Consider the following 13,340-nt stretch of genomic DNA (forward strand, 5'->3'; position numbering starts at 1 on the left):
CTTCCGATGCGGGATTCTGCGGCATCGCGTCCGCTCAGCGGATCGGCATCTCCTTGATGCCCCTGCTGCCGAAGCCGGACTTGGCCGCTCCATCGGTCTGCTTGACCGGTGCCGCAGGCCCGACCTGGACCGGGACGGAATTGGCCGTGCCCGCCGTGCCTTGCCGGGTGAACACATTGACGTACATCAGGCCGTTGGCCGACGGTATGGCCGTCACCGTGATCGCGGACTTTCCTGGCTGCAGCGTCCGGGGGCCGGCATTGCCCAGCCTGAGGCCCTGGTCGGCACTGAAGCTCACCTTCACGGGGGGTGTCGAAGCGACATGCGAAAAGACGATGGTCACCGGATAGGGCTGGCCGACGGTGGCGATACCGCTGGTTTCGTAATCGATGGTCAGCGACTGGAACTGCGGCTTGGCCTGAGCCAGGTTGGCGAGGGCCAGCGATGCAGCGGCGGACACCAGTAGCAGACGGCGGGCATGGAGGATGGGTTTGGCAAAGTTTTTCATTGGATGCTCACGGTGAAGCAGGTATCGGCCGAGGAATGCCTGTAGTCGCGCACGGCCATCAGGTAATCACCGGCGTCCAGCTGGGCGGAGGCGCTCTGGTATGCGGGTGAATCCGTGACGCCACGCACGACGGTGCCCTTGGCGTTGGTGATGGAGAAGTCGGGGTCGCTATCGATCGGTCCGGTGACCTGCACTTGATAGAAACGCGGCTCGGTCACCGAGAACCTGAGGTAGCGGATCTGCCCGAGCTTGTTGCCCTCCGAATGGGGGTCAAGCGAGTTCGAGACACACAGGTTCTGCAAGGGCGTTCCGATGGCCAACTGCCCATACATCGGCAGTGCGTACGCGGAGCCGCCGTTGTTGGTTTCGCGTACCGCCCAGGCGTCATCCACGGCGGAACTGATGGACTGGGACTCCAGCAGCGGCGCCAGGTTGGCGGCAGCCTTGGGTGCCACCTGGGCCAGCGAGGCCTGGAACGAGTGGATGCCGGTGCTTGCGACCACCGAGCGGAAGGACCCCTTGAAGGCATCGACGATGGGAGCCAGTCCATCGGAGTCGTGCAGCTTGCGCAGCACATACCACAGAGAGTTCTCGTTGAACCAGCCCTTGTTGGCCGCAGGCGGCGTCGTCAGGTCCATCACGATGCTGGAGGACGCCGAATCGCCCTGGCTGTCCGTGTAGCGGCCGCTGTCCAGTGCGATCCCGGACCAGGCCGTAGCCCAGCCTTCGCTGAAGGCGAGGTTGCGGTCCAGCAGGTCGCGGGAGAAGTGACTGCCGCCTGGCGAGTCGTCGCGGCTTGCCGTGCGCTGGAAGTAGTGGGCCCATTCGTGGCTGATCACTGAAGCGTCGTATTCGTCGGTGTCCACGCCTTTCTTGCCGAGCAGCACCATCACGGGCAAGCCGGCGACCATCCGGGTATGCGTGGTGCCGATGGCTCCTGCGGCGAGATTCACCGGGAGGGCCGGCGTGTTCTTCTCGCTCCACAGCACCGTGAGCAGAGGGAACACGGTGGCCGGTGCGGCCTGGAGCACCTTGGACTGGGACGTCTGGATGGTGTCGAGAATGGCGAAGGGCGCCGCCACGCGTTCCGTGTCGACCGAGGTGGTGCCATCCGCAAGCCAGCCCGAGGGAATGACCAGGTCGTGCTTCAGCGCACCGGAGCCGATCAGGAAAAGCTCCTGCACCGCGGCGTAGACCTGGTCGCCTTCGGTGTTGTCCGCGACCTCCGCGGACGGAGCCGCCATGGCACTTGCGTCCTGGAACATCCGGGCCAAGACCCGCAGCTTGACCGAGCCGGGGCTTGGCACCGACAGGGCGTAATGCCCTGCACCGTCGGTCCTGCCGCTGGCCAGTATTTTTCCGCCTATGTCCACGGCTTCGATGGCCACCATACGAACGGGTTTTCTGGTCTGGGCTGCGTAATCGAGCCCTCCGTCGGCCAGGGTCGGAACCGCCTCGAAGCTGACCGTGCCTTGCAACTCGACCCTGGCTTGCGGGGTGCTGGGCGCACCGCCACCGGAATTCGTGTCGCCGTTACCGGTCCCGCCGGTGGTGCCGCCCCCGCCACCCGTCGCCGCCGCCGGGCTGGTGGTCGCGCCACCGCCGCCACCGCCGCACCCACTGACGACCAAGGCCGCCGCCCAAGCCAAGGCCATCGCCTGAAATCTCGAATTCGCCACTGTTGTCCATCCGATTGTTGAAAAGCGGCGGACTGTAGTGGGCACTGACAAGGGTTCGAGGCTGAAGTGACGAACGCCCTTTTCCGTGGGATGAAGCCCCGGTCTGGCGGGACGAAAATAGTTCTTGCGGACTAGAAAGGCCGCGTCAATGAACCGGCCAGATCACATCGCCGCCGTGCTGCCCCTTGCGCAAAGCTCGTACGGCAGGCTCACGCAATGCCCCTGCACCGCCTTTCCACGAATCAGCTGCACCAGCATCTGTGCCGCCACCCGCCCGATCTCCCGCGCGGCGTGCGCAGGCTGGTCAGCGGAGGCACCATCTGCTCGTTGCCCGGCAGGTCGTTGAAGCCGGCCACCGCCACCCGGCCCGGCACCGAAACGCCCAGCCGCAGCGCGGCCAGCAGGGCGCCCTGGGCCATGTCGTCGTTGCAGAAGAAGATCGCGTCCGGCGGCTCGGGCCAGGCCATCATGGCCTCGAACATGCGCGCGCCCAGGGCCAGCGAGGAGGGCTCGTCCACCAGTACCTCCAGCGCCGGGTCGTGCAGGCCCGCCTGCTGCAGGCTCTGGCGCCAGCCTTCAGCCCGCTGCAGCACCCGGGCATCGAGCTGGGCGCCGGCGAAGGCGATGCGTCGCGCGCCGCCGGCCAGCAGATGGGCCGTGATGTCGCGGCCGGCGTCCTGCTGCGAGAAACCGACGCAGTACACGCCCGGCTCGGCACTGGTCTCCATGGTGTGCACGCAGGGCAGGCCGCTGGCGGCGATGAGCTGGCGGGCGGTTTCGCTGCGCTCGAAGCCGGTCACGATCAGGCCGGCGGGGCGGTGCGCCAGCTGCTCGCGCAGCAGTTGCTCCTCTTCGCGCGGATCGTAGTGGGTGATGCCGATCAGCGCCTGGAAGCCCTCCGGCCGCAGGGTGCGCTGCACGCTCTCGATCAGGTCGACGAAGAGGGTGTTGCTCAGCAGCGGGATCAGCACCGCCACATGGTTGCTGTGGGCCGAAGCCAGGGCGCGGGCGGCCGGATCGGGCACATAACCCAGGGTGTCGGCGGCGGCGCGCACCCGCTCCACCAGGTCGAGCGCCACGGCCCGCTCGCCGCGCAGCGCGCGCGACACGGTGATGGGGCTGACGCCCGCCAGCTTGGCGACGTGCTGCAGGGTGACGCGGCCGGTGCCGCGGGTCTTGGTGCTGGTCATGCGGTGAGGAAAAGCAGGCTCATGCGCACGGGTTCTCAGGGGAAACCCGTATGCAGAAACGGTATGCAGGGAATTAGGATAGCGCTATCCGATAGAGGCGATGCCATCGTGCCCGCTCGTCGTGACGATTTCCGCGGACCGTGAGCGATGACAGCAAACTTCGAAAATTCCAACAAGAACGCGACCTGGTGGGTCGTCATGGGCGTGTCCGGTTGCGGCAAGTCGAGCCTCGGCCAGGCGCTGGGGCAGGCGCTGGGCCTGCCGCTGATCGAGGGGGATGATTTTCACCCGGCGGCCAACATCGAGAAGATGCACCAGGGCATACCCCTCACCGACGCCGATCGCGCCGGCTGGCTGGTGGCCCTGGGCCAGGCCCTGGCTTCGCACGCCGGTGGCGCGGTGCTGACCTGTTCCGCCCTCAAGCAGGCCTATCGCGACACGCTGCGCGCCGCCGTGCCGGGCCTGCGTTTCGTCTTCATGCAGATCAGCCCGCAGGAGGCGCTGCGCCGCGTCGAGGCACGCAAGGACACGCATTTTTTCTCCAGCAGCCTGGTCGACAGCCAGTTCGCCACGCTGCAGGACCCGAGCGGCGAGGCGGGCGTGATCGCCGTGCCGGCGACCGAACCGATCGCCGAACTGGTGCGGCTGGTCCGCGCCCGGGCGCCCGTGGCCAGCGCCTGAGGCGCGGCAGCAGGGAAGGCATGGTCGTCTTCCCCCAGATTTCCTTTTCATATCCGGAGACAACCCCATGGCAATCCTCGATGGCCAGAAAGTACCCTCGCGCCGCTGGCGCATCGGCGGCCTGCTCGGCCTCGGCGTGCTGGTCAATTACCTCGACCGGCTGAGCCTGTCGGTGGCCGCGCCGCAGATCAGCGCGGAACTGCATCTGTCGCCCGAACAGGTCGGCTTCTTCCTCTCGGCCTTCTTCTGGTCGTATGCGCTGCTGCAGGTGCCGGCCGGCATGCTGCTCGACCGTTTCGGCCCCACCCGGGTGGGCCGCTGGGGCGCCTTCTGCTGGGGCCTGGCCTCCACCATCACGGCGCTGGCCGGCGGCTGGGGCGGCATCTTCGCGGCGCGCATGCTGCTGGGCGTGGCCGAAGCGCCGGGCTTCATGGTGGGCTCCAAGGCCACCGGCTACTGGTTCCCGCGCGGCGAGCGTGCCTTCGCCACGGCGCTGTTCGACGCGGCGGCCAAGTTCTCCAACGTGATCGGCGTGCCGCTGGTGGCCTTCGTGGTGGTGGGCCTGGGCTGGCGCTGGGGCTTCGTGATGACGGCGGTGCTGAGCTTCATCTACTTCCTGGCCTTTTTGGTCATCTACCGCGACCCGAGCGCAGACACCAAACTCTCGCCGCTGGAGCGCCGCTACATCGTCGAAGGCGGCGCGCAGCCCGAGGGCGTGCCCCCGGTCAGCGCCAGCGGCATGCTGGGCTACCTGCTGACGCAGCGCAAGGTCTGGGGCCTGACCATCGGCTTCGCCGCCTACGGCTACAGCTTCTACCTGTTCCTGACCTGGCTGCCGGGCTACCTGGTGCAGACCATGCACATGAGCATCATCAAGTCGGCCGGCTTCGCCGCGATTCCCTGGATGGTGGCCACGATCTCCGATCTGGTGGTGGGCGGCTGGCTGATCGACAAGCTGATCGCCAATGGCCACGAGGAGTCCCGCGTGCGCAAGACGGTGCTGGTCTCCGGCATGGTGCTGGGCCTGGCGGTGTTCGGCGCCACGCAGACCACCGACCCGGTCTGGGCCATCGTCTGGATCTCGATCGCGCTGGGCGGCCTGGCCGCCGCCGCGCCGGTGGGCTGGTCGCTGCCCTCGCTGATCGCACCGCGCGGCGGCGTGGGCACCGTCGGCGGGCTGATGAACTTCGGCAACAACCTGATGGGCGCAGCGGCGCCGATCGCCACCGGCTTCATCGTGGGCGCCACCGGCTCCTTCGGTAATGCCTTCCTGCTGGCGGGCGTGATCCTGGTGGTCGGGATCCTGTCCTTCGTGTTCCTGCTCGGGCGCATCGAGACGATCCCCGAGCCGAAATAGGAAGCCTCAGGGCTTGCCGAGATAGTCGCTCTTGCCGACCGGCACGCCGTTGTGCCGCAGGATGGCGTAGGCGGTCGTCACGTGGAAGAAGAAGTTCGGCAGCGCGAAATGCAGCAGATAGGGCTGGCCGGTGAAGGACCGGGCGCGCTCGCCGCTGCCCACGGTGACGGCGATGTCCTCGCTGCCGGCGAAGGCCTCGGCGGGCACGCTGGCGATGAAGTCCAGGGTCTTGCGGATGCGTTCGGCGAGCTGCTCGAAATCGGTCTCCGTGTCCTCGAAGGCGGGCGCCTTCTGGCCCGACAGGCGGGACACGGCGAGCTTGGCGGTATCGCAGGCGATCTGCACCTGTCCGGACAGCGGCAGCATGTCCGGCGCCAGGCGGGCCTGGACCAGCACCGCCGGTGCGATCTTGCGCGCGCTGGCGTCGGCCGCGGCCTTTTCCAGCACATGGGCCAGCTGGCCGAGGGAGTGGCGGAAGACGGTGGAGGACGCGTCGTACATCGAGAGGGACATGGCGGTTTTTTCCGGTTGCGGTTCTGTGGAGCGGCCGGATGCTAGCCGCGCCGCCGGATGCCTGCGGGCCGCCGCGGCCCGCCCCTACGCCGCGTGGGCGTTAGGCCCGCATCACTCGGCCTCGATGCCGGCAGCCTTCACAATCCGGCCCCATTTTTGCGATTCGCCGGCCTGGAACTTCGCCAGTTCCTCGGGCGTGGTGGTGAACACCTCGGTGCCGGTCGGCTCGTAGAAGGCGGTGCGCGCGGCCTCGCTCCTGGCCGCATGCACCAGCAGCTCGTTGAGGCGGCGCACGACGGCCGGCGGGGTCTTGGCCGGCGCATAGGCGGCGAACCAGTAGCCCATCTCGTAGCCGGGCACGCCGGCCTCGGCGATGGTGGGCACATCGGGCGCCAGCGGCGAACGCTGCGCGCTCGACATGCCCAGCGCCCGCAGCTTGCCGGCCTTGACCTGGGGCAGGCCGGTGGCGGTGTCGGTGATCATCATGCTGATCTGGCCGCCCAGCAGGTCGGTCACGGCCAGGGTGTTGCTCTTGTAGGGCACGTGCAGCAGCTTCACGTCGGCCATCTGCTGCAGCAGCTCGCCCGCCATGCGGGACGAGGAACTGCCGCTGCCGAAGGAGTACTTGCCCGGCTCCTTCTTGGCCAGCGCCAGGAACTCGACCACCGACTTCGCCGGGAAATTGTTGTTGACCACCATGATCTGCCCGCCCTTGCCCAGGCCGGCGATGGGCGCGAAGTCCTTCACCGGGTCGTAGGGCAGCTTCTTGTAGAGGTGTTCGTTGGCCGCGTGGGTGGTGTTGGTGGTGATCAGCACCGTGTAGCCGTCGGCCGGCGCCTTGGCCACCTGCTGTGAGGCGATGAAGCCGCTGGCGCCGGCGCGGTTGTCGATCACCACCGCCTGTTTGCTTTCTGCCGTGACGCCGTTGGCCAGGGCGCGGGCGATCTGGTCGGTGGCGGTGCCGGCGGCGAAGGGCACGACAAAGGTGATCGGCTTGTCCGGAAAAGTCTGGGCCTGGGCGGGCAGGGCGCCCAGCCAGGCCAGGGCCATGGCGGCCAGGGCGGTGCGGCGGGGGGTGAGCGGTAGGTGCTTCATGGTTCTTGTCTCCTGGTGTTGTCGTATCGAAATCGGTTTTTTTTCAGCCGCCGGGCGGCCCGGCCAGGTGCGGCATCAAGGCCTCGGGCACCTGCACCTGCAGCTCCATCAGCAGGAAGGACAGCGCCTTGCCGTGGGTGTCGAGGTTGAGGGCGTCGTTCACGCCGCCGTCGAGCACGCCGTCCAGCACGAAATTCATCGCGCAGAGCCGGGGAAGCAGGAAACGCTGCACGGCGCTGGGCCGGCGGTGGGCGAACTGCTGCGCCACCACTTCCGGCGTGAGCTGGTCCACCAGCAGCGGCCACAGCGCGGGATGCCAGGCGATCACGCTGATGTTGGAGCGGTCGCCCTTGTCGCCGGTGCGGCCGTGGGCCAGGCGGTAGAGGGGAACGGTGCGCGGCGCTGTCATGCGGCCTCCGTGACGAAGGAGAAGCCGGTCGGCACCACATCGCGCGGCAACAGGCAGGACACGGTGTTGAGCCGCGAGGTGATGGTGGTGCGCACCCCGCCGCCGCCGGCCGGTCCGCAGGTGTAGAGCGCGGTGACTTCATGCAGCAGCTTCTCGGCCTCCGCGCGGTTGGCGTGGGCAGCGGCCACACGCAGGCGCACATCGCGCCCGTCGCCCGCCGCCTGGGCGGACAGCAGCTGGCCGCCGTCGTCCCCGAAGATGCTGGACACACCGATCAAATCCGCGCGCAGCTGCAGCCGCGGCAGGCGCTGGCGCAGCACCTCGGCCGCCAGCCGGGCGCGGGCCTCGGCGCGCGGGCCGGCATAGGAGATCTCGCCCTCGGCCAACCAGCCGCCTTCGTGGCAGACATTGACCTTGTAGTGGCTGGTGCGGGCATGGCCGGTCACGCCTTCCAGCGCCACCCGGTCGGGGCCGACCTGGCGCACGGTGGCGTCCGAGATGTCGGCCGTCACGTCCGGCGTGAGATAGGCCGCCGGGTCGTGCACCTCGTAGAGCAGCTGTTCCTTCACCGTCTGCTCGGTCACATAGCCGCCGGTGCCATCGGCCTTGCCGATGGTGCAGCGGCCCTCGGCGTCGATCTCGGCGATGGGGTAGCCGAGGTTGGCCAGGCCCGGCACATCCTTGTAGCCCGGGTCGGCGAAATAGCCGCCGGTGACCTGCGTGCCGCATTCCAGCAGATGGCCGACCATGGTGGCGCGGCCCAGGCGCTGCCAGTCGTTGGCGGCCCAGCCGAAATGCGACATGGCCGGGCCCACCGCCAGGGAGGGATCGGCCACCCGCCCGCACACCACCACATCGGCGCCGGCGTCCAGCGCCGCGGCGATCGGCTCGGCGCCTATATAGGCATTGGCGCTGACCACCGCCTGCGTGTTCACCCGGCCGCCGATCTCGCCTTCGAGCAGGGCCATGGCGGCCGTGCCCCGCGCATCGTCGCCGTGCACCACGGCCACGCGCGGCGCTTGCAGGCCCAGCTCCCGGGCCAGCCGCAGCACATGGCGGGCGGCGGCCTCGGGGTTGGCCGCGCCGAAGTTGCCCACGATGCGGATGCCGTGCTGCAGGCAGCGCCGCAGCACCGGCCGCAGCATGGCGTCGAGCAGGGGTTCGTAGCCGGCCTCGGGATCGACGCGGCGGCGCAGCTGGGCCAGGGCCAGGGTGCGTTCGGCCAGGGTTTCGAAGATCAGGAAGGCGCGCTGGCCGGCGGGGCCGGCGGCCAGGCGGGCGATCAGGGTGCTGACCACCGGGCCGGCGGCATCGGTGCGGTCGCCCGAGAAGCCGGCGGCGCAGCCGATCAGCAGCGCGGGCCGTGGGGCAGGGGACATGGTCGGTCTCGTTTTGGGCTGGAAGTTCGAAGCCGAATTTAGGCATGGGATCTGTCATCCGTAAAATCGAAATTCCGGATGAATTCATCGAAGAGGCAGATCAATGCACAAGGCCCAGCCCGATCTCTCCACCCGCCAGCTGCGCGCCTTCCTGGCCCTGGCCGACCGCCGGCATTTCACCCGCGCGGCCGAGGCCTGCCACCTGTCGCAGCCGGCCTTCAGCGCGCTGATCCGGGCGCTGGAGACATCGCTGAACACCCGCCTGTTCGACCGTAACACCCGCAGCGTGCAGCTCACGCCGGAAGGCCGGCTCTTCGAGCCTTCGGCGCGCCGCCTGCTGGCCGATGTGGCCGATGCGCTGCAGGACCTGGACGACCAGGTCGAGCGCCGGCGCGGCCGGGTGCACATGGCCGCGCTGCCCTCGCTGGCGGCCGGCTGGCTGCCGCCGGTGCTGGCCGAGTTCCACCAGCGCTGGCCCGGCGTGGAGCTGGAGCTGAGCGACCGCCTGTCCGATGCCTGCCTGGACCTGGTGCGCGGCGGCCAGGCCGACTTCGCCCTGGCCTCGGCCGACGCGCGCGGCGCCGAGGCCATGGGCCTGCACCTCCATCCGCTGCATGCCGACCGTTTCCACCTGGTCTGCCGCGCCGACCATCCCCTGGCCGGCGGCCGCCGCCCCAGCCTGCGGCGCATCGCCGAACACCCCTTCGTGCACATGACCCGCAACAGCAGCGTCCGCCAGGCCCTGGAAGCCGCCCTGCATCCGCTGACGATGAAGACAGTGCTGGAAGTGGAGCAGCTCGCCACCGTCACCGGCCTGGTGGAGGCGGGGCTGGGCATCAGCATCGTGCCGGAACTCACGCTCTACCAGTTCCGCCGTCCCGGCCTGGTGGCGCGGCCGTTGGCGTTGGCGCACACGCGGGCGGTCTACCTGGTGCGGCGGCGCGAGGGCAGCCTGTCGGTGGCGGCGCAGACCCTGCACGATCTGGTGATCAGCCGGCTGGGCAGCCTGGCGCGGGGTTGAGCCCCGGCAGCCGCATCGTCAAAGCGAAAGAATGTGCCGCGCCGCCGCCGAGAGGCGTTTCACGCCCAGCTTCAGGTGGATGGACTTGATCTGGGTGCGCACGGTGTTCAGGCTCACGCCGCGCAGCAGCGCGCATTCCTCGGGCCCCAGGCCGTCGACATGCAGCTGCAGGGCCAGCTGCGCCTCCGCCTCGGTCAGGCCGTGGATGGCGCGCAGACGCTGCAGTCGCAGCTCGGGCGCCGTTTCGCTCGCCGCCGACAGCAGCACCAGCGGCCGTTGCCAGGGCTGCGCCAGCTGGGCATGCGCCGGCACCGGGGTGAGGAACAGGTGCAGCGGTCGGCCGTCCCGGCGCGGCAGCCGCAGCACGCCGCTGGCGCGTGCGGCATCCCAGGCCGCCCGGTTCCAGCCGGGCGTGGCGATGCGCAGCATGCCGCCGGCAAAACACAGGGCGGGGCCGAGCTGCGCGGCCATGGCCCGGCCGGCGGCGTTGTCGAGCAGCAGCCGGCCGGACTCGTCGAGCAGGAAGAGCGCGCCGTCGAGGGCATCCAGCAGGCGGGTGGAGAGGGCCGACTGCAGCTGCAGCGCGCCCAGCCGGCGGCCCAGCGCCAGGGCGCGCGCCATGTGGCCGGACAGGACGTCGATGCCGCGCTGCGCCGCCGGGTCCAGCGGCCGGTCCTCGCAGCCGACGAAGCTGAGGAAGGTGTTTTGCGCCGCGCAACGCTCCAGGAACAGGCCGGCCCAGTTGTCGCTGCCATGCGGCTTGAGGAAGTCCTCGTAGTAGGCGCTGTGCCGCGGCGTGCGCCGGGTCAGCACTTCGTGGTCGAGGAACCAGCGGCCCCGGCCCCATTGCGCCACCAGCGCGGGTGTGGGATCGCTGCGGTGGAATTCGCCTGTATAGGCACCGACCATGCTGTGCAGATTGGCCTGGTCGTCGGTGGCGACGGCATGCACCGAGGTCGCCAGCGTGGCCGCATCGAGCGACATCAGCACCGCGAACCGGCTGCCGGTGCGTTCACGCAGGCCGGCCAGCACGGTCGACCAGTCCGCGTCGCCCAGCGCGGCGGCGTAGATCTGGTCGAGCAGGATCGATTCAGGCGGCATGGCGGCACCGGTACCGAAGACGCCTTCAAATGTAACTTAATGCTGCAGATTTGTAAGGGCTTATGAAGGTCTTGCAGAGCCATACGTAATGACCGAGGGCTAAGGTTATTCCGCACACCGATACAATTTAGGGTTAACCCGATGAAAACGACCGGCCGCAATCGCAGCGGCCGGCGGCGGTGTGCGCAAAAGACGAGGTATTCGTGAGTGAAGCAAACAAGGCATCCGCGCTGTCCCGGCGCGAGATGCTGATCGGCGGTGTCATCGTCGGCGGTGCCGTGGTCCTGGCATCGCCGCTGCGGTCGATCGCCGCGGCGGCCGGGCAGGGCCGGCAGGCGCAGGACCTGGCGGAGTTCCTGCACCTCTCGCAGCTGCTGATCAACCACCGTCTGGTGGCGGGCGTGGGCGAGCGCATCCAGGCTTTTCTCGTCAAACAGCATGCCGACGGCGCCGAGCAAGTGAGGGCGCTGATCGCCATCGCCGAGAAGAAGCAGGCCAAGGTGGTCGAGGACTTCTTCGGCGACATCCCCGCCGGCCCCGCGGAGGATCTGGCCCACTGGATCATCTTCGCCTGGTACACCGGCGCCTCCTCGGCCAAACCGGACGCCACAGTCTTCGCCTTCGAGGAGGCGCTGGCCTTCCAGACCACCATCGACGTGGTCACGATTCCCTCCTACGGCATCTCCGGCCCCGACCGGTGGAGCCAGGTCACGATCCCGCTCGTGCCCATGCCCGTCTTCTGAGCGGCGCCACAACAGTCTTTCCCCCATGAGTCAAAAGAAACAAAGCGCCGACGTGGTGATCGTCGGCACGGGTGTCGTCGGCCTGGTGATCGCCGAGCAGCTGCTCGATGCCGGCATCCCCGTGCTGATGCTGGAAGCCGGCCCGCGCGTGGAACGCGCCGAGGTCGTGGAGAACTTCCGCAACCTGCCGCTGTCGATGAAGGGCAGCGCCTCTTCCTGCTACCCGCCGCGCCCCTGGGCGCCGCATCCGATGCCGACCAAGAAGCCCGAGGACGCCTACCTCCAGCTGAGCGGCCCGGACTCCTACGACCAGTCCTATATCCGCTACGCCGGCGGCTCAACCTGGCACTGGGCCGGCACCAGCTGGCGGCTGACGCCCGAGGACATGCGCCTGAAGTCGCTCTACGGCGTGGGCCGCGACTGGCTGTTCGACTACGACACGCTGGAGCCCTACTACACCCGCGTCGAGCACAAGCTGGGCATCTGCGGCCCTTCGGACCGCGCCCAACAATGGCCGCAGACCGGCGCCCGCTCGCAGCCCTATCCCATGCCGGCGCTGCCCTTCAGCCCGGGCGAGACGCGATTCACCGAGGCCGTGGCCTCGCTCGGCCTGCACAACTTCCCCGTCGCCCAGGCCCGCAACAGCGGCATGCCCTACGACGACCGGCCGGCCTGCTGCGCCAACAACAACTGCGTGCCGGTCTGCCCGATCGGCGCCAAGTACGACGGCGCCACCGCGCTGCGCCGGCTCGAAGCCAAGGGCGCACGCATCGTCTATGACGCGGTGGTCTACCGCGTGGAATCGGGCGCCGGCAACCGCATCGAGGCGGTGCATTACTTCGATCCGAACAAGAAGAGCCACCGCGTGGGCGGCAAGCAGTTCGTCATCGCCTGCAACGGGCTGGAGACACCCAAGCTGCTGCTGATGTCCGCCGACGAGCGCAACCCGCGCGGCATTGCCAACGGCTCCGACCAGGTCGGCCGCAACATGATGGACCACCCCCAGCTCACCATGACCATGGAGCTGGACGAGCCCTTCTGGTCCGGCGTCGGCCCGGTGGTCAACAGCGGCATCATGGAAACCTCGCAGGGCGATTTCCGCTCCCGCCATGCCGGCGCCTACTTCCGCTACAACAACTTCGGCCGCACCCGCTTCGTCGTCTTCGAGGCGCTGAAGAAGGGCCTGGTCGGCAAGGCGCTGGACGAGGAGATCCGCCGCATGACCGCCTGCAGCGCCGACGTGGTGCTGGCCCACGAGATCCTGCCGGATGCGAACAACCGCCTGACCCTGTCCGACAAGAAGGACTGGCTGGGCCTGCCCCGGCCGCACATCCACTACGACGTGGGCGACTATGTGCGCCGCTCGGCCGAGGAATACTCGGTGCCGCTGGGCAAGAAGATCGCCGCGGCCATGGGTGCGAAGAGCTACAAGATCAGCCCCAAGTTCAACCAGAGCAAACACATCATGGGCGGCACCATCATGGGCGCCGACCGGGCCGATTCGGTGGTCGATGCCGACTGCCGCACCCACGACCACGAGAACCTCTACCTGCCCGGAGGCGGCGCCATGCCCAGCACCGCCTGCGGCAACAGCACCATCACCATGACGGCACTGGCCTTCCGTGCGGCCGATGCGCTGCAGCGGCAGATGAAGGGGGCTTGAA

The 13,340-nt window shown here is 68.8% G+C and carries 12 protein-coding genes and 1 pseudogene; 5 read left to right on the top strand and 8 right to left on the bottom strand.

The features are described 5' to 3' along the window. Positions 1-34 precede the first annotated feature (34 nt). From GT347_RS26620 to gntR, 3 genes and pseudogenes are all read right to left on the bottom strand, one after another. Positions 35-508 (bottom strand): hypothetical protein, encoded by a 474-nt coding sequence (locus tag GT347_RS26620; protein WP_160555058.1) that lies wholly within the window; start codon positions 506-508, stop codon positions 35-37. Next, positions 505-2,163 (bottom strand): hypothetical protein, encoded by a 1,659-nt coding sequence (locus GT347_RS26625; protein WP_160555059.1) that lies wholly within the window; start codon positions 2,161-2,163, stop codon positions 505-507. Before GT347_RS26625 ends, GT347_RS26620 begins: the two co-directional genes overlap by 4 nt. A 186-nt stretch (positions 2,164-2,349) precedes the next feature. Further along, positions 2,350-3,377: pseudogene (gene gntR, locus GT347_RS26630) on the bottom strand (HTH-type transcriptional regulator GntR). A 147-nt stretch (positions 3,378-3,524) separates the two neighbouring features. Here gntR and GT347_RS26635 point away from each other — a divergent pair. Next, positions 3,525-4,058, top strand: coding sequence for a gluconokinase (locus GT347_RS26635; protein ID WP_229722552.1), 534 nt, complete (start codon positions 3,525-3,527; stop codon positions 4,056-4,058). 67 nt (positions 4,059-4,125) lie between these two features. Further along, positions 4,126-5,415: an MFS transporter gene (locus GT347_RS26640; RefSeq protein ID WP_160555060.1), complete on the top strand. Its 1,290-nt coding sequence runs from the start codon at positions 4,126-4,128 to the stop codon at positions 5,413-5,415. A gap of 6 nt (positions 5,416-5,421) precedes the next feature. Here GT347_RS26640 and GT347_RS26645 read toward each other — a convergent pair whose 3' ends face one another. From GT347_RS26645 to GT347_RS26660, 4 genes are all read right to left on the bottom strand, one after another. After that, positions 5,422-5,928, bottom strand: a complete 507-nt coding sequence (locus tag GT347_RS26645) for a DUF1993 domain-containing protein (protein WP_160555061.1) — start codon at positions 5,926-5,928, stop codon at positions 5,422-5,424. Positions 5,929-6,039: 111 nt separating this feature from the next. After that, positions 6,040-7,023 carry a Bug family tripartite tricarboxylate transporter substrate binding protein gene (locus tag GT347_RS26650; protein WP_160555062.1) on the bottom strand — a complete coding sequence of 328 codons (984 nt, stop codon included), beginning with the start codon at positions 7,021-7,023 and terminating at the stop codon, positions 6,040-6,042. Positions 7,024-7,066: 43 nt separating this feature from the next. Beyond that, a complete protein-coding gene (locus tag GT347_RS26655) occupies positions 7,067-7,432 on the bottom strand; it encodes an AtuA-related protein (protein WP_160555063.1) in 366 nt (121 codons plus the stop codon). Continuing rightward, positions 7,429-8,811: an acyclic terpene utilization AtuA family protein gene (locus GT347_RS26660; RefSeq protein ID WP_160555064.1), complete on the bottom strand. Its 1,383-nt coding sequence runs from the start codon at positions 8,809-8,811 to the stop codon at positions 7,429-7,431. The genes GT347_RS26655 and GT347_RS26660 overlap by 4 nt, the downstream gene beginning before the upstream one ends. Positions 8,812-8,914: 103 nt before the next feature. Between GT347_RS26660 and GT347_RS26665 the strand changes: the two genes are divergently transcribed. Further along, positions 8,915-9,832, top strand: a complete 918-nt coding sequence (locus GT347_RS26665; RefSeq protein ID WP_160555065.1) for a LysR family transcriptional regulator — start codon at positions 8,915-8,917, stop codon at positions 9,830-9,832. An 18-nt stretch (positions 9,833-9,850) separates the two neighbouring features. Here GT347_RS26665 and GT347_RS26670 read toward each other — a convergent pair whose 3' ends face one another. Next, positions 9,851-10,933: a helix-turn-helix transcriptional regulator gene (locus tag GT347_RS26670; protein ID WP_160555066.1), complete on the bottom strand. Its 1,083-nt coding sequence runs from the start codon at positions 10,931-10,933 to the stop codon at positions 9,851-9,853. A gap of 203 nt (positions 10,934-11,136) precedes the next feature. On the opposite strand from GT347_RS26670, the gene GT347_RS26675 reads away from it, so the two are divergent. Continuing rightward, positions 11,137-11,676, top strand: a complete 540-nt coding sequence (locus GT347_RS26675) for a sorbitol dehydrogenase family protein (protein ID WP_229722554.1) — start codon at positions 11,137-11,139, stop codon at positions 11,674-11,676. Between the two features lie 25 nt (positions 11,677-11,701). Further along, positions 11,702-13,339 (top strand): GMC family oxidoreductase, encoded by a 1,638-nt coding sequence (locus GT347_RS26680; RefSeq protein ID WP_160555067.1) that lies wholly within the window; start codon positions 11,702-11,704, stop codon positions 13,337-13,339. Position 13,340: the final 1 nt, after the last annotated feature.

The organism is Xylophilus rhododendri (assembly GCF_009906855.1).
In the GTDB taxonomy this organism is placed as follows: domain Bacteria; phylum Pseudomonadota; class Gammaproteobacteria; order Burkholderiales; family Burkholderiaceae_C; genus Xylophilus; species Xylophilus rhododendri.

What these genes read in the sequence shown, in the direction of transcription:
- GT347_RS26670 (WP_160555066.1), bottom strand. Translation starts at nt 10,933, where the DNA reads ATGCCGCCTGAATCGATCCTGCTCGACCAGATCTACGCCGCCGCGCTG.
- GT347_RS26680 (WP_160555067.1), top strand. Translation starts at nt 11,702, where the DNA reads ATGAGTCAAAAGAAACAAAGCGCCGACGTGGTGATCGTCGGCACGGGT.
- GT347_RS26655 (WP_160555063.1), bottom strand. Translation starts at nt 7,432, where the DNA reads ATGACAGCGCCGCGCACCGTTCCCCTCTACCGCCTGGCCCACGGCCGC.
- GT347_RS26625 (WP_160555059.1), bottom strand. Translation starts at nt 2,163, where the DNA reads ATGGCCTTGGCTTGGGCGGCGGCCTTGGTCGTCAGTGGGTGCGGCGGT.
- GT347_RS26665 (WP_160555065.1), top strand. Translation starts at nt 8,915, where the DNA reads ATGCACAAGGCCCAGCCCGATCTCTCCACCCGCCAGCTGCGCGCCTTC.
- GT347_RS26660 (WP_160555064.1), bottom strand. Translation starts at nt 8,811, where the DNA reads ATGTCCCCTGCCCCACGGCCCGCGCTGCTGATCGGCTGCGCCGCCGGC.
- GT347_RS26635 (WP_229722552.1), top strand. Translation starts at nt 3,525, where the DNA reads ATGACAGCAAACTTCGAAAATTCCAACAAGAACGCGACCTGGTGGGTC.
- GT347_RS26650 (WP_160555062.1), bottom strand. Translation starts at nt 7,023, where the DNA reads ATGAAGCACCTACCGCTCACCCCCCGCCGCACCGCCCTGGCCGCCATG.
- GT347_RS26645 (WP_160555061.1), bottom strand. Translation starts at nt 5,928, where the DNA reads ATGTCCCTCTCGATGTACGACGCGTCCTCCACCGTCTTCCGCCACTCC.
- GT347_RS26640 (WP_160555060.1), top strand. Translation starts at nt 4,126, where the DNA reads ATGGCAATCCTCGATGGCCAGAAAGTACCCTCGCGCCGCTGGCGCATC.
- GT347_RS26620 (WP_160555058.1), bottom strand. Translation starts at nt 508, where the DNA reads ATGAAAAACTTTGCCAAACCCATCCTCCATGCCCGCCGTCTGCTACTG.